Source organism: Methylobacterium carpenticola, from assembly GCF_042748905.1.
GTDB lineage: Bacteria > Pseudomonadota > Alphaproteobacteria > Rhizobiales > Beijerinckiaceae > Methylobacterium > Methylobacterium carpenticola.
Genome location: NZ_JBHZEO010000001.1, coordinates 5,498,528 through 5,513,778 on the forward strand (window position 1 = coordinate 5,498,528; position 15,251 = coordinate 5,513,778).

The window sequence follows — 15,251 nt, forward strand, 5'->3', positions numbered from 1 at the left end:
CGCCATCCCGCGGAGCGGCGTGCAGGCTCCGGACCGGTCCGTGCCTGGTGTGGACAAATCTGAGGAGCCTCGATAGTGTCCGACGGCTTTTATGAGTGTCGAGGCTGTGTTCAACTATAGAACTGATTTCGACGGCTTCGACGATGGCGGCTTAGCGTATAATCATCTGAAATATACGTACAGGTCGGTTCCGTGCGGGCTTGGACGGAAAAGGTGCGACTTATGCTCGGTCCTCTGATGGTGATTCGTGTCCTGAATCGCGGCTCTTCACGGTAGAATTTTTCTCCTGCAGATTGAATGAAGATTTTGGGTCAATAAAAATGCAGGATTTGACAGATATTTCCCTTGAAGAGAGTATCGAGGCTGTCAAAGAAAGCGCATTGTTCGATCGTGATTACTACCTAGCGCAAATCAAAGACGACTCTTTGGACGAAATTTCGGCGATCCGGCACTACTTGGAGCTGGGTTGGGTGTCGATGCTCAATCCGAGCCGGGATTTCAGCACGGCCTATTACCTCGACCGGTACGGCGACGTGCGGTCGTCGAACGTCAATCCTCTGCTGCATTACCTGTTCTGGGGGCGGGCCGAAGGCCGGCTGGCCGACAGGGCGCCGCCCGATCCGAGCCAGGCGGCGGTTCCCCAGCCCCGGGCGCCCGACGATGCGGCCTGGGAGCGGCTCGCCGCCCGGCATGCGCGGCCGGATCCCGCCGCCGCGATCCCCGTCGACGTCGTCATCCCGGTCTACAAGGGCGTGGCCGAGACGCTGCGCTGCCTCTACAGCGTCATCGCCGCGCAGAGACGCATCCCCTACGCCGTCGTGGTGGTCGACGACCGCAGCCCGGAAGCCGAGATCCGCGCCCGCCTGCGCTGGCTGGCGGAGCGCGAGCTCATCGTCCTGTGCGAGACGCCGCGCAACCTCGGCTTCGTGCAGGCGAGCAATCTCGGGATGCGGCAGCATCCGGGGCGCGACGTCGTCCTGCTGAACTCCGACACGGAGGTGTTCGACCACTGGCTCGACCGGCTGCACGCGGCCGCCTATCGCGACCCCACGATCGCGACCGTGACGCCGTTCTCGAACAACGCCGAGATCTGCAGCTATCCGACCTTCATCAAGAACAACTGGCTCGGCCTGGAGATGGCCGACGCCGATCTCGACCGCCTGATGGCCGCGGTGAATGCGGGGCAGATGGTCGATATCCCGACCGGGGTCGGCTTCTGCATGTATGTGCGGCGCGCCTGCCTCGACGAGATCGGCCTGTTCGACGCCGACCATTTCGGCCAGGGCTACGGCGAGGAGAACGATCTCTGCCGCCGCGCCCTGGCGGCGGGCTGGCGCAACGTCATCGCGGGCGACGTCTTCGTGCGGCATTACGGCGGGGCGTCGTTCGGCGCGAGCAAGCCCGCGCGCGTGCGCAAGGCGGTCGAGACGGTCGAGCGCCTCCATCCCGGCTATCTCCAGGACGTCTACGCCTTCCTCGACCGCGACCCGATCAGGCCCCTGCGGCGGCAGGTCGACATGGCGCGGCTGCGCAGGGTCCTGTCCGCCTTCGCGCACGCGCCGATGCTGTTCGTCTCGCACAACCGCGGCGGCGGGACCGAGCGCCACATCCAGGACCTGATCGCCAAGCTGGCCGAGGAGGGCATCCCGGTTCTGTTCGCCCGGCCGAACCGCACCAACCGCTGGCAGCTCCAGATCGAGCTTCCGCTCCTGTCCGAGACCCCGAACCTCCCGGCCTTCGACTTCGCGCAGCCGCCCTCCGAGATGGCCCGGTTCATCCGGGAGATCGGGATCTTCCACGTCCACATCCACCACCTCGCCGATCTGGAGGACAAGGCGGCGGATTTCGTGCGGCTGGCCTGCCTGGAGGCCGGCGTGCCCTACGACGTCACCGTGCACGATTACACGGCCATCTGCCCGCGGATCACCCTGACGACGACCGGGGACGCGTATTGCGGCGAGCCGGCGCCGGCGGCCTGCCAAGCCTGCATCTCCGCCAACGGCTCGGATTTCGGCCAGCCGGTGATCTGGGAATGGCGCGAGCGCTACGGGCGGCTGCTCGCGGGCGCGCGCCGGGTGTTCGTGCCGAGCCGCGACGTCGCCCTGCGCCTCGGGCGCTACTTCCCCGGCCTCGACTGCGCGGTGCGCCCGCACGCCATGCCCGCCCTGTTCCAGGGCGGGGAGGCGGCGCCCCGGCCCGCCCCGGCCGTCCGGACCGGGACCGCCGTGCCGCACGTGGCGGTGATCGGCGCGATCGGACCGCACAAGGGCTCGGGCCTGCTCCTCGCCTGCGCGCGGGCGGCCGGGGCGCGCCGCCTGCCGATCCGGTTCACCCTCATCGGCTATTCGGACCGCGACCGCGAGCTGGCGGCCTGCCCGAACGTCACCATCACCGGCCGCTACAACGACAAGGATCTGGTCGCCCTCATCCGCCGGGCGAATCCCGACGTGATCTGGCTTCCCGCCCTCTGGCCGGAAACCTTCTCCTACACGCTGAGCGCGGCCTTCGCCGCCGGGATCACGCCGGTCGCCTTCGATCTCGGGGCGATCGCCGAGCGGATGCGCAGGCACCGGGCCGGCCGGCTCATCCCGGTCGAGGCGATGCGCGATCCCGACCGGGTGCTGGACCTCCTCGCCGAGGCCGCGCGGGACGGACGCGCCCGCGTGATCGCGGCGGACGAGGGCGGGACCTACGACGACCCGCTGCGCTCCTACTACGACCTGCGCCGCAGCGGCCTCGGGACCCTGTGGCGCGCGGGGCGCGGCCGGTCGTGGCGCGCGGGGCTGCGGCGCGGCAGCCGGTGAGGCGGGATCAGCCCCTGCTCTGAGCGAGACTCGCCGAGACCACGATCACCGCGATCGCAATCGCGCTCAGAGCAAACATCAGCATACCGGCCGGCCCATGCGGAGGAAGGGAGCCGCCCGTGGCGCGGGGCACCCATCGGCGGCGCCCGCTCCTTAGGCGAGCCGTGCAACGGTTTCATGAACCAGGGCCGGCGGCCCTGCCGCCATGCGCCCGGCGCCGGCCCGCGGAGGCTCAGCGCGGCGGCACCGCGGCGACGATGGCGATCTCGACCGTGGCGCCCGCCCGAAGCCCGGCCTGGACGCAGGCCCGCGCCGGCTGCCGGCCGGGGACCAGCCACGCATTCCAGACCGCGTTGACCGCGGCGACGTCGCCGTTGACGTCCGTGAGCCAGATCGGGGCCGACAGGATGTTCGCCTTGTCGGTGCCGGCGCGCGAGCCGGGCATCCCGCTCGGCCGGCACCTGCTCGGTCTGGCGCCCCCATCCGCCGAGGCGTCGGCGGGAACGGCGCCCGAGACGTGGGCGACGCCGCTCCAGATCACCGTGTCGGAACGGTGCTTCAGGTCGCCGGGGTTCTGGAAGGCGGTGTCCGGCCTGGTGTTCCCGCAGCGGTTCCGGCCGCCGGGCCGGGGCGATCCCGTTCAGTACCGGTCGGGCCGGTAGGGCGCCGGGTCCACGAAGGGCGGCTCGCCCGTGATCATCTCGGCGACGAGGCGGCCCGTGCTCGGGCCCAGCGTCATGCCCTGATGCCCATGCCCGAAGGCGCACCACAGGTCCTCCGCTCCCCCGACGCGCCCGATCACCGGCAGCATGTCGGGCATGCAGGGCCGGGTGCCCATCCAGGGCTCGGCATCGACCCGCTCGGCCAGGGGCAGGAGCCCGCGCGCCACCGGCTCGGCGCGCGCGAGCTGCGTCGGGGTCGCGGCGGCGTCCTGGCGGGCGAATTCCGCCCCCGTTGTCAGGCGGACCCCGCGGCGCATCGGCGCCAGGAGGTAGCCGTTGTCGCCGTCGAGCACGGGCCGGTTGAGCACCGCGCCGTCCCGCAGGGTGTAGTGCATGTGGTAGCCGCGCTTGGGGAACAGCGGCGGCGCGTAGCCGAACCGGCGGGTGACCTGCAGCGAGGCGGCGCCGAGGGCCACCACGGCGCGTTCCGCCTCGACCGGCCCCGCCTCGCCCCGCAGGCGCCAAGCCGCGCCGTGCCGCTCCAGGCTGCCGGCATCGCCCGTCAGGATGGCGCCGCCCGCCGCGACGACGCGGCGCGCATAGGCCAGCACGAGGTCCTGCGGGTCGCTCAGCGAGAGGGCGTCGGTCCAGTGCAGGGCCCCGGCCTTGCGCCTGAGCAGCGCGGGCTCGGCCGCCGCGAGCGCGTCCCCGTCCAGGATCCGGGAGCCGACGCCGTAATCCCGCCGGGCGGCCTCCGCCTCCGCGGCGGCGGCGTCGAGGTCGCGGCGCTCGTCGTAGAGCCGCATCCAGCCGAGCGGGCGCAGCAGGTCCCCGGCCCCGGTCTCGGCCGCGAGGTCGCGGTGCTCGTCGAGGCAGGTGAGGATCAGCCGGGAATAGCCCGCCACCGCCCGGTCGTACCGCGCGGGCGCGGAGTGCCACCAGTAGCGCAGCAGCGGCGAGGCGAAGGGCGGCAGGGCGAGGGGGTGGTAGGCGGCGTCGATCGAGCGGTTGCGGGCGATCCGCAGCAGCGTCCCGGCCTCGCGCGGGAACGGATAGGGGAACACCGCCTCCCGCTGGATCAGCCCGCCATTGCCGAAGGACGCGCCGGCCCCCGGGCCGCGGCGGTCGACCACCAGCACCTGCTGCCCGCGGCGCTGCAGGTGGAGCGCGATCGAGAGGCCGACGATGCCGGCCCCCAGCACCAGGACAGTCCCTGCCATCGCCCCCTCGTCCTCTCCTCCGCGGCGGCGGGCCGGAACCCGGCCCGCTCCCCCTCAGCCCTTGTAGGCGGCGGGATCCGGGCTGTCGGTCGGGTTCTCGAAGGCGCGCTTCAGCTCCGCCGGCATCGGGAAGCGGTAGTTGATGCCCTTGGGCGGCACCGGCGACTGGAACCACTTGTCGTAGATCGCGGTGATCGCGGGGCTGCGGTAGAGCGCGGCGGTGGCGCGGTCCACCACCGCCTTGAAGGGCTCGTCGTTCCGCCGCAGCATGATCCCGTAGGGCTCCGGCTGGCCGAACGCCTCCTCGCTGATCGTGTAGGCGGCCGGGTCCTTCGACAGCGCGATCAGGACGCTGAGCTGCACGTCGTCCATCACGAAGGCGGCCGCCCGGTCGGTCTCCAGGAGCAGGAAGGCCTCGACCGTGTCCTTCGCCGCCTGGATGTTCAGGCCGAGCTTGCGCTCGCCGTTCACCTTGTTGATCTGAACGATGTTGGTCGATCCGGCCACCGAGACGACGGTCTTGCCCTTGAGGTCGTCGATCGTCTTGATGTTGTGGGCCTTCTTCGAGGCGAACCGGCTCGCCGTGACGAAGTGGGCGTTGGTGAAGGCGACCTGCTTCTGGCGCTCGGGATTGTTGGTCGTCGAGCCGCATTCGAGGTCGATCGTCCCGTTGGTCATCAGCGGGATGCGGGTCGACGAGGTGATCGGGTTCATCTCGACGCGCAGATCCGGCGCGTTGATCTCCGCCTTGATCGCGTCGACGATCCTGCCGCAGATGTCGATCGTGTAGCCGATGTAGCGGCCGTCGTTCTCGATGTAGCTGAACGGGGGACCGCCGTCCCGCACGCCGAGGACGATGCGGTTGCCGTCCTTGATCTTCTTCAGGGTGCCGGTGAGTTCGGCCGCCGCCGCGGGGGCGGCGGCAACGGCCATGGCCAGGGCGATCCCGAGCAGTCGCATCGTTGGTCCTCTCGTCGTGGGATGTCCGATCGCTGCGCGATGCGGAAGGCGGCTTCGCTCAGGCCCTGCGGGCGGGATCGCGCGCTCAACCGGCCGGCTTGGCGTAGCGGCCGTCGTAGCGGCCTTCGCGGATCATCCGCAGCACCTCGGCCTCGCGGGCTTCTTGAGCCCGCACGGCCGCGATCAGGCCGGGGGCGATGCCGGGCGGGAAGGTGACCACGCCGTCCATGTCGCCCACGACGACGTCGCCGGGATGGACGGTCCATCCGCCGATGGAGACCGGCACGTTGATCTCGCCCGGTCCCGTCTTGTAGGGGCCGCGGTGGATCGCGGCCCGGGCGTAGCAGGGAAGATCCGAGGCGGCGAAGGCGGCGGAATCGCGGATGGCGCCGTCGATGACGAAGCCCGCCACGCCGCGGCTCTCCGCGATCGCCTTCATGATGTCGCCGACCAGGGCGCGGCTGGTGTCGCCGCCGCCATCGACCACGATCACGTCGCCCGGCCCGGCGACGGCGAGGGCTTGGTGGATGGCGAGGTTGTCGCCCGCCCGCACGCGGACCGTCAGGGCCGTGCCGAGAAGGCTGCCGCCGCGGTGGAAGGCGCGCAGGCCGACGAGGCCGGGCAGCCGCTCCAGGTTGTCGCTGATCGTGGCGGTCGCGACGCCCCGGAACATCGCCAGGAGGGCGGGGTCGAGCGGCGGGGGAGGCGGCACGGGGCGGGCGGCCATCACGTCGTCCTTCTTCAGGATAGCACCGCGGAAGGACCGGCGGGACGGATGCGACGCCGGAAACCTCGAGCTGGCGTATAAGCCCCGCTCCGATATCGTGAAAGGGAATAAAAACGATCGGGTTCCATCGCCGGATGGAATGCTGGTAGGGGCAGGCCGGCCGCCGGCTGCGTGGCCGTACCGGAGGGGTGGGGAGCCGCGATGCCGACGCTCAAGCAGCTCGAAGCCCTGCGCTGGATCGCCGTGCTCGGCAGCTACGAGAAGGCCGCCGAGCGCCTGAACACCACGCAATCCGCCGTCTCGAAGCGGATCCAGGAACTCGAGGCGCGCCTCGGCGCGACGGTGTTCGACCGCAACCGGCGCGGGGCGCGCCTGACCGTGAAGGGGGAGGCGATCCTCGCCCTGGCCGAGGAGATGCTGGCCCTGCATGCCAAGGTGGTGGCGGCCGGCACGAGCGAGGCCGCCCCCATCCGCCAGCTCCGCTTCGGCGTCACCGAACTGATCGCGCTGACCTGGCTGCCGGCCTTCGTCGCGGAGATCCGCGCGGCCTATCCCGCCATCGTGCTCGAGCCGGAGGTCGAGCCGAGCACGGACCTGTTCCGGCGCCTCCGGGACGGCACGGTGGATTTCATCATCGTCCCGGACAGCCTGTGGCAGCCGGGCTTCAAGAGCGTGCCGCTCGCGCGCGTCGCGAATGCCTGGATGTGCGGCCCGGCCCTGATCCACGAGCGCGGGATCGTGCGGCTCGCCGATCTCGTCCGCTTCACCCTGCTCACCCAGGGCAGCCGGTCGGGAACCGGGCTCGTCTTCGGAAAGTGGCTGGAGGAATGCGGGATCGTGTTCCCGCGCCTCGTCACCAGCAACAGCCTGATCGCGATCATCGGCCTGACGGTCGCGGAGATCGGCATCAGCCACCTGCCCCTGCGCTGCTTCGAGGGCCTGATCGAGCAGGGCAGGCTGCGGGTGGTCGAGACCGATACGCCGCTCCCGCCCGTCACCTACGTGGCGATGTTCCGCGGCGACGAATCCGTGAACCTCATCAGCGTCATCGCCAGCATCTGCCGGGCGACCTGCGACTTCTCCCGCCCGATCCGGTGGGCCTGATCATCCGGCCGGGCGCGGGGTCAGGGGCGCCGAAGGGCCGGCGGGCGCGAGCCGAGATGCGCGCGCAGCGTCCGGCCCTCGTAATCGAGCCGGACGAGGTTGCGCTTGCGCAGCTCCGGCAGGACCAGCGCGATGAAGTCGTCGAGCCCGCCGGGCAGGGTCGGCGGCATGATGTTGAAGCCGTCGGCGCCGTGGGCCCGGAAGCGCGCCTCCATCTCGTCGGCGATCTGGGCGGGCGTGCCGACGATCTGCGAATGGCCGCGCGCGCCCGCGATGCGCAGGTAGAGCTGGCGCAGCGTCAGCCCCTCGCGCCGCGCGAGATCGACCATCAGCTGCTGGCGGGACTTGGCACCGTTGGCCTCGGGCAGCGGCGGCACCGGCCCGTCGAGATCGTAGCCCGACAGGTCGAAGCCGCCGATCATGCGCTCCAGCAGGGCGAGGCCGACGACGGGGTCGATCAGCTCCTGGAGTTCCGCGAACTTGGCCCGCGCCTCCGCCTCGCTGCGTCCGACCACGGGAAACAGGCCGGGCATGACCTTGAGGTCGTCCGGCGCCCGGCCGAAGCGGCCCATGCGCTCCTTGAGGTCGCCGTAGAACTCCACCGCCTCGGCCAGCGTCTGGTTGGCGGTGAACACGATCTCCGCGGTCCGGGCCGCGAGATCCTTGCCGGGGCCCGACGAGCCGGCCTGCACGATGACCGGCTGGCCCTGCGGCGTGCGCGAGATGTTGAGCGGCCCGCGGACCGTGAAGTGCTTGCCCCTGTGGTTCAGCGGGCGGAAACCGTCCGGCTTCGAGAACTGGCCGCTCTCCCGGTCGATGATCACCGCGTCGTCGTCCCAGGTGTTCCACAGGCCGAGGACCACGTCGACGAACTCCTCCGCCCGCTCGTAGCGGTCGGCGTGCAGGGCGATCCCGTCATGGCCGAAATTCGCCGCTTCGAGGTCGGTGGCGGAGGTGACGAGGTTCCATCCGGCCCGGCCCCCGCTCAGATGGTCGAGGGAGGCGAAGCGGCGGGCGACGTTGTAGGGCTCGTTGAAGCTCGTCGAGGTGGTGGCGACGAGCCCGATCCGGCTGGTGACGGCGGCGAGCGCGGAGAGCAGCGTCACCGGCTCGAAATGCGTCGAGCGCGCCGTCCGCTCGCTGGAGCGCAGGTTGGCGTCCCGGATGCCGGTGCCGTCCTCGAGGAAGACGAGGTCGAACTTCGCGGCCTCGGCCCGCTGCGCCCAGCCGATGGTGCGCGCGAGCGCAAGGCCGCCATCGGCCTCGCTCGACGGATGGCGCCAGCCGGCCACGTGGTGTCCGGTCGCGTAGAAGAAGGCGCCGAGGCGCAACCTGTCCTGTCTCATCGAGCCACTCGTGATGCGTGCGTCGATCCGCTCCGGAGGCGTCCCGGCGGCCGGAGACGTCCGATGTCAGCGGACCATGCCCCAGCGCCGCGTCGTCAGCCGCTCGACGGCCGCGAACACGACCGTCTCGACCGCGAGCCCGATCGCGATGACGAGGAGGAGGCCGGCGAAGACGCGGTCCGTGTAGAGTTCGTTGCGGTTCTGGAAGATGTACCAGCCCAGGCCGCCGCGCCCGGAGGCGGCGCCGAAGACCAGCTCGGCGGCGATCAGGGTGCGCCACGCGAAGGCCCAGCCGATCTTGAGGCCGGACAGGATGGACGGCAGCGCGGCCGGAACGAGGATCTGGCCCACATAGGCGAGGCCGGTGAGCCCGTAATTGCGTCCCGCGAGCCGCAGCGTCTCGGGCACGCTCTGGAAGCCCGCATAGGTGTTGAGGGCGAGCGGCCACAGCACCGAATGGATCAGCACGAAGACGAGGCTGCCCGTGCCGAGCCCGAACCAGAGCAGCGCCAGCGGCAGCAGCGCGATGGCGGGGAGCGGGTTGAACATCGCGGTGAGCGTCGAGAGCAGGTCGCGGCCGAGCTGGGTCGAGACCGCGAGCGTCGTCAGCAGGAAGGCGAGGCCGATGCCGGCGAGGTAGCCCTGCGCCAGGACGGTGAGGGAGATGCGGACGCGCTCCGGCAACTCGCCGCTCGCCAGCCCCTCGCCCAGGGCCGACAGGGTGGCGAGGCAGCCCGGCAGCAGCAGGTCGTTGTCCTGCCAGCGGGCGAGCCCCTCCCAGGCCAGGGCGAGGGCTGCGAGGATCAGCCCCTTGCGCAGGGCGCCCTGCTGCCAGAGACGCGCGCCGAGCGGCAGGGCCCGCGCGACCGGGGTGTCGACGAAGGGCGGGAGCACCCGGTCGTATTCCGGGCGGATCGGGGGCAGGAGGGGCTGGTTCATCGCGGGGCCGCTGTGTCGGGATCGGCCTCGAACAGCCGCCCGTGCAGGCGCTGGACGGCGGCCTGGAAGGCGGTGCTGCCGATGCTGGTCAGATCGAAGTCGTGGCTGTTGAACTCGCCGCGCACCCGGCCGGGATGGGGCGACAGCACCGCCACGCGGTTGCCCACCACCAGCGCCTCCTCGATGGAATGGGTGACGAAGAGGAGGGTGAAGCGGACCTCGTCCCAGAGCGCCAGCAGCTCCTCCTGCATCCTGCGGCGGGTGAGCGCGTCGAGGGCCGCGAAGGGCTCGTCCATCAGCAGCACCTTGGGCTGCATGGCGAGCGCCCGGGCGATGGCGACGCGCTGCTTCATGCCGCCGGAGAGCTGGTGCGGATAGCTGTCGGCGAAGCGCGACAGGCCGACCTTGTCGATGAAGTGCCGGGCGCGCGCCTCGGCCTCCCGTCGGCCGAGGGTGCCGGAGGCGCGCAAGGGAAAGGCGACGTTCTGCGCCACCGTCTTCCAGGGCGGCAGCTGGTCGAATTCCTGGAAGACCACGATGCGGTCCGGCCCGGGGCCCCGCACCGGCCGGCCGTCGAGGACGATCTCGCCCTCGACCGGCGGGATGAAGCCGGCGATGGCCTTGAGCAGGGTGGACTTGCCGCAGCCCGAGGGGCCGAGCAGGACGAAGCGGTCGGCCCGGTAGACGTCGAGGTCGATCCGGTGCGCGGCCCGGACCACGCGCTCCGGCGTGCGGTACTCCAGGGAGACGCCCGCGACGCGCAGGAGCGGCGCGGCGCCCGCGGGCGCCGGTGCGCCGGGCCGGTCTTCGGGGAGCGCGGGATCCCTCCGCCGCGCCGGTGAGGGCGCCTCGCGCCGAGCCACCAGAATCATGCGCCGCCTGCCGGTCAGCTGCCCGCGGCGATGCGCGGGCTGACGAAGAAGTAGTCGCCGAGCGCCTTCGGCTCGTTCCTGATCGCGCCCACCCGGTGCATGAACTGGCCGAGCCCGAGCGTGTTCTGCGGCTCCACCTTGAACGTCACCTCGGGGTTCTTGATCACCTTGAGCAGGAGATCGCGGTCGGTCCGGCTGCCGGTCGCCTTCAGGTAGATGTCGGCCGCCCGGTCCGGGTTGGCGGTGATGAACCGCGCCGCCTCGTCCAGGGCGTCCACGAAGGCCTGATAGGTCTTGGGGCTGTCCTTGTAGAACGCCTCGGTCCCGTACAGCACGGTGGAGGAGGCGGGGCCGCCCTGGACGTCGTAGGACCTGAGGACGATGCGGGCGTTCGGGTTCTCGGCCAGCTCCTGCTCCTGGAAGGGCGGATTGGCGAAATGGGCGCTGATCTCGGTGCCGCCCTTGATGATGGCGGCGGCCGCCTCCGGATGCGGGACCGCGACGCTGATCCTGTCGAGCTTGGCGAAGTCCTTGTCCCCCCACAGCTTGGCGGAGGCCCATTGCAGGATGCGGGACTGGACCGACACGCCGACCGCGGGCACCGCGATCCGGTCCTTGTCCGTGAGATCGGCGATCGACGCCACCCCGGGGCGGTTGGTGACGAGGTAGTAGGGGAAGTTGCCGAGGGAGGCGATGCCCTTGACGCCCTGCCGGCCGCGGGTGCGGTCCCAGAGGGTGAAGAGCGGGCCGATCCCGGCGCTGGCGACGTCGATGCTGCCGGAGAGCAGGGCATCGTTGACGGCCGAGCCGCCGGACAGCTGGACGTATTCGACCTTGATGTCGAGGCCGGCCGCCCGGCCGTGCTTCTCGATCAGCTTCTGGTCCTCGGCGACGTTCAGAAGCAGGTAGACGACCCCGAACTGCTTGGCGATGCGCAGCTGGCCTTCGGCCGCCGCGGCCGGAAGGGCGGCGACCGCCGCCAGGCCGAGACCGCCGAGCAGGCCTCCGAGCAGGGCGGCAGCCTGCCTGCGCGAAGGCAGGTCGCGTCTCTTCGTCATCATTCGCCTCTGCTGGGTCGTCGGTTCTGCGGACCCGGATGGGGCGCGCTCGATGGCGGAGAATCTGTCTTCGCGGCTGCGCCACGTCAACGAGAACGTTCTTTCGGGTCAAAGAACCCTGCGAGGGAAACGATCTATTTTCTCATCGTGTCGGAGAAGAATCTCTCGATACATGACATGATGGTCGAAATGTCGCCGGATGTGTTGCGGGTTGGGACAAATATGGCCGTATATTCTTCGCGTTGCATCATTTTCGGAAAAGGAATCCCTTGACCGGCCGGCTGCCGTCTCGCCATGCTTTTCGGGCCGCGCGGGGCGATGCGGGACCGGGCACGCCTCCCGGAGGCCGGTCAGGGGCTTCCGGTCCGATCCGGGCGAGCGGTCCTTCCAAGCGAGGTTGCGGATGTCCGAGACCGGGCGCCAGCTGGCGCTGAACCTGTTCATCTATCCCGGCGGCCATCACGAGGCGGCCTGGCGCTACCGGGAATCCGAGCCGCGCCGCGTGCTCGACATCGGCTATTATCAGGAGCTGGCGCGGCGGGCGGAGGCCGCCAAGTTCGACGCGATCTTCTTCGCGGACGGGCCGTCGCTGCCGGAGAACATCCGCTATTCCGCGCGGGTGCGGTTCGAGCCGGTCACGTGGCTGACCGCCATCGCCGCCGTGACGAGCCGGATCGGGCTGATCGGGACCGCCTCCACCACCTACACCGAGCCCTACAATCTCGCGCGGCTCTTCGCCTCGCTCGACCATATCAGCCACGGCCGGGCCGGCTGGAACATCGTCACCACCAGCGATGCCGGCGCGGCGCAGAATTTCGGCCTGCCTGAGCATCCGCCGCACGGCGAGCGCTACGACAAGGCGCGCGAGTTCCTCGACGTGGTGACCAAGCTCTGGGACAGCTGGGAGGACGACGCCCTCGTGGCCGATGCCGCGAGCGGCGTCTTCGCGGACGGCGACAAGGTCCACCGCATCGACCATGTCGGCCGGCACTACCGCGTGCGCGGGCCGCTCAACGTCGCGCGCTCCCCGCAGGGCCGGCCGGTCTACGTCCAGGCCGGCTCGTCGGAGGACGGCCGCTCCTTCGCGGCCCGGCACGCCGAGGCGATCTTCACCGCCCACCAGACGCTCGCCAGCGCGCAGGCCTTCTACGCCGACATCAAGACGCGCGCCGCCGCGCTCGGGCGCCGGCCGGAGCACATCCGCGTCCTGCCCGGCCTCAGCCCGTTCATCGGCTCGACCCAGGCCGAGGCCGACCGGCTGGAGGAGGAGATCGACGCACTGATCCAGCCGGCCGCCTCGCTGGAGCAGCTCAAGCGCATGCTCGGCGTCGACCTGAGCGGCCACGACCTCGACGGGCCGGTTCCCCGCCACCTCATCGACACGCGCGGGCCGAACGGAGCCGCCAGCCGCTTCCAGCTCGTGGTGGACATCATCGACCGCGAGAAGCCGACCCTGCGCGGTCTGATCAAGCGGCTCGCCGGGGCGCGGGGCCACTGGGTCCTGGCGGGCACGCCCGACCGCATCGCCGACGCGATGCAGACCTGGTTCGAATCCGGCGCTGCCGACGGCTTCAACGTGATGCCGCCCTGGCTCACCGGCGGCTTCGACGTCTTCGTCGCCGAGGTCGTGCCGATCCTGCGCCGGCGCGGCCTGTTCCGCGAGGACTACGCGGGCACGACCCTGCGCGACCATTACGGGCTGCCGCGGCCGGAGAGCGGCTACGCCCTGACCCGGCGCCGGAGCGCCTGAGGCGGGCGCCCGGCTCGATCGGGCGCGGCACGGCGCGCCCGCGGGGAGGCGGAAGCTGTTCTGAACAGCGAACGCAAGTGGCCGTGCCGTCCGGTGCCGCGCGGAGCCCTCCGGTCGCCCGGGCCGTCCGTCCCGGAGGGCTCCGCGCTGCCGCCGGGCGGTCCGCGGGCATGCCGTCCGAGGGCGTCCCACCGGCAGGGGGCGTCTCGGCATCGCAGGATTCTCCGGCAAGGGCCGATCGACAGTCAATTCTTCTGCGAGGGCTCGTTCTTTAAAAAGTACGTTCTCGTTGATCTTTCGGTCTCTCCGCTCGACAATTCCCGCTCGACGTCGCCCTGGGCGACGGGTTGGAAGGAGGTCCCGATGCAAGCGGCTGCCGCGACCCCGCGGGCGCGGGACGGGCGACACCACCTCGTGGTGGGCGCCACGGCCAGCGCCCTCTGCCTGACCTCCCACCTGTTGCGCCAGGATCCGCGCGCCCAGGTGACGCTGATCGAGCGCAGGCCCGATCTCTGTCGCCTGCTGCGGCGGCAGGACTACGCGCCGATCCTGAGGGCCGGCGTCGCGGACGGGGCGCGCTGGTGGCCCGCCGGGGCGGCGGAGGGGGCGCAGCAGCCCCGCCTGAGCGCCGCCCTGGGCGAGGCCGCCGCGCGCCTGCACGTGGCGGAGGGGACCTGTACGGCGCTCGGCGCGACGGTGCAGGGCGTCGCGGCCCTGCTCGACGACGGCACGACCTATCTGGCGCGGACGGCGACCGTCACGGTGGCGGGCTCCCCCGCGGCCTCCCCGGCCGGGGCCGGCGGGGCCCTGCTGCGCGTGCTGCGCCTCGACCGCGCCGACATGCCCCTCGGCACCGGCGTGGCCTACCTGATCCGCTGGCTGCGGCACGTGGTGCGGGAGGCCGAAGGCCGCGGGATCCCCTGGAGCGAGGCGATCGACGGCGTGCGCCTGCACGCCCCGGAGATCTGGCACCACCTGCCGCCGCAGGCGCGGGGGAGCGTCCTGCGCCATGGGCGCCGGGCGTGGCACGCGCTCGCGGCGCGGGCGCCGGGGGCGCCGGGCGGCGTGCCCCATCCGGCGGATCACGCGCTCCTGGCGATGGCACGGGCCGAGGCGGCCGGGCGCGGGGACCGGTTCTTCACCACCGATCCCGCCGCGTTGATGCCCTACGCGTCCGGGGGGCAGCTCCTCGACCTCGACGTCGCCTGCGCGTGGCTCGCCGCCCGCATCCGGGACGGCGAGGGGATGGACGCGGTCGAGGCCGTCCCGAGCGCGCCGGCGCGCCCCTCCGCCACGTGGTGAGGGGATAACGTCAGATCTGGTAGGTGAAGCTGTCGCCCTCGTCGATCGCCGGCCGGTCGCGCATCTGCGCGAGGGTGAGCGTGTCGAGCACCGCCGCCATGCTGTTGCGCACCTCCAGCATCACCAAGCGCACGGCGCAGCCGGCCTCGTCGGTGCAATCCTCGCAGGGACGGTAGCCGGTGCGGCTCGCGCAGGGGATCGGCGCCAGCGGGCCGTCGAGTACCCGGATGGCGTGGCCGATGCGGATCTCCTCGGGCGGCCGGGCCAGGGCGTAGCCGCCCCCGGGCCCCTTGCGGCTGTGGACGATCCCGGCATTGCGCAGCTCGGCCAGGATCGCGTCGAGGAACTTCTTCGGGATGTTGTTCGCCGCCGCGACCTCGGCCACGCCGATCCGGGCGCCGGGCGGCAGGCCTGCGAGGTGGACGAGCGCCTTGAGCCCGTACTTTCCCTTGTTGGTGAGCATCCTGGCTCCGCGCGGCCGGGGGGAGGGTGGTGTGAGTGAGGGCG

General features: G+C 71.4%; 13 protein-coding genes. 4 read left to right on the forward strand and 9 right to left on the reverse strand.

Annotated elements, in window-relative coordinates; all coding sequences use genetic code 11:
* The first annotated feature begins 476 nt into the window (after window positions 1–476).
* The gene (locus ACE101_RS25510) at window positions 477–2,804 is read left to right on the forward strand and encodes a glycosyltransferase (protein WP_379138935.1); all 2,328 of its coding nucleotides are present in this window, start codon (window positions 477–479) and stop codon (window positions 2,802–2,804) included.
* Between the two features lie 232 nt (window positions 2,805–3,036).
* Here ACE101_RS25510 and ACE101_RS25515 read toward each other — a convergent pair whose 3' ends face one another.
* From ACE101_RS25515 to ACE101_RS25530, 4 genes are all read right to left on the reverse strand, one after another.
* Window positions 3,037–3,249, reverse strand: a complete 213-nt coding sequence (locus ACE101_RS25515; RefSeq protein ID WP_379135720.1) for a Rid family hydrolase — start codon at window positions 3,247–3,249, stop codon at window positions 3,037–3,039.
* 195 nt (window positions 3,250–3,444) lie between these two features.
* Window positions 3,445–4,686, reverse strand: coding sequence for an NAD(P)/FAD-dependent oxidoreductase (locus ACE101_RS25520; RefSeq protein ID WP_379135722.1), 1,242 nt, complete (start codon window positions 4,684–4,686; stop codon window positions 3,445–3,447).
* A gap of 54 nt (window positions 4,687–4,740) precedes the next feature.
* A complete protein-coding gene (locus tag ACE101_RS25525) occupies window positions 4,741–5,646 on the reverse strand; it encodes an amino acid ABC transporter substrate-binding protein (RefSeq protein WP_379135724.1) in 906 nt (301 codons plus the stop codon).
* A gap of 85 nt (window positions 5,647–5,731) precedes the next feature.
* Complete coding sequence (locus ACE101_RS25530) at window positions 5,732–6,373, reverse strand: RraA family protein (protein WP_379135726.1); 642 nt, start codon at window positions 6,371–6,373, stop codon at window positions 5,732–5,734.
* Window positions 6,374–6,574: 201 nt separating this feature from the next.
* On the opposite strand from ACE101_RS25530, the gene ACE101_RS25535 reads away from it, so the two are divergent.
* Window positions 6,575–7,477: a LysR family transcriptional regulator gene (locus tag ACE101_RS25535; RefSeq protein WP_379135728.1), complete on the forward strand. Its 903-nt coding sequence runs from the start codon at window positions 6,575–6,577 to the stop codon at window positions 7,475–7,477.
* Window positions 7,478–7,497: 20 nt separating this feature from the next.
* Here ACE101_RS25535 and ACE101_RS25540 read toward each other — a convergent pair whose 3' ends face one another.
* From ACE101_RS25540 to ACE101_RS25555, 4 genes are all read right to left on the reverse strand, one after another.
* On the reverse strand, window positions 7,498–8,823 hold the full coding sequence (locus ACE101_RS25540; RefSeq protein WP_379135731.1) for an LLM class flavin-dependent oxidoreductase: 1,326 nt from the start codon (window positions 8,821–8,823) through the stop codon (window positions 7,498–7,500).
* 66 nt (window positions 8,824–8,889) lie between these two features.
* Window positions 8,890–9,762: an ABC transporter permease gene (locus tag ACE101_RS25545; protein WP_379135734.1), complete on the reverse strand. Its 873-nt coding sequence runs from the start codon at window positions 9,760–9,762 to the stop codon at window positions 8,890–8,892.
* Window positions 9,759–10,634, reverse strand: a complete 876-nt coding sequence (locus tag ACE101_RS25550) for an ABC transporter ATP-binding protein (RefSeq protein ID WP_379135737.1) — start codon at window positions 10,632–10,634, stop codon at window positions 9,759–9,761. Before ACE101_RS25550 ends, ACE101_RS25545 begins: the two co-directional genes overlap by 4 nt.
* A 14-nt stretch (window positions 10,635–10,648) precedes the next feature.
* On the reverse strand, window positions 10,649–11,692 hold the full coding sequence (locus ACE101_RS25555; protein ID WP_379135740.1) for an ABC transporter substrate-binding protein: 1,044 nt from the start codon (window positions 11,690–11,692) through the stop codon (window positions 10,649–10,651).
* Between the two features lie 403 nt (window positions 11,693–12,095).
* Between ACE101_RS25555 and ACE101_RS25560 the strand changes: the two genes are divergently transcribed.
* Both ACE101_RS25560 and ACE101_RS25565 read left to right on the forward strand, forming a co-directional pair.
* Window positions 12,096–13,442, forward strand: coding sequence for an LLM class flavin-dependent oxidoreductase (locus ACE101_RS25560; RefSeq protein ID WP_379135743.1), 1,347 nt, complete (start codon window positions 12,096–12,098; stop codon window positions 13,440–13,442).
* Between the two features lie 363 nt (window positions 13,443–13,805).
* Window positions 13,806–14,744 carry a hypothetical protein gene (locus tag ACE101_RS25565; protein WP_379135745.1) on the forward strand — a complete coding sequence of 313 codons (939 nt, stop codon included), beginning with the start codon at window positions 13,806–13,808 and terminating at the stop codon, window positions 14,742–14,744.
* A gap of 10 nt (window positions 14,745–14,754) precedes the next feature.
* Here the strand turns inward: ACE101_RS25565 and ACE101_RS25570 are convergent, their stop codons facing one another.
* Window positions 14,755–15,207 (reverse strand): RrF2 family transcriptional regulator, encoded by a 453-nt coding sequence (locus ACE101_RS25570; RefSeq protein WP_379135748.1) that lies wholly within the window; start codon window positions 15,205–15,207, stop codon window positions 14,755–14,757.
* Window positions 15,208–15,251: the final 44 nt, after the last annotated feature.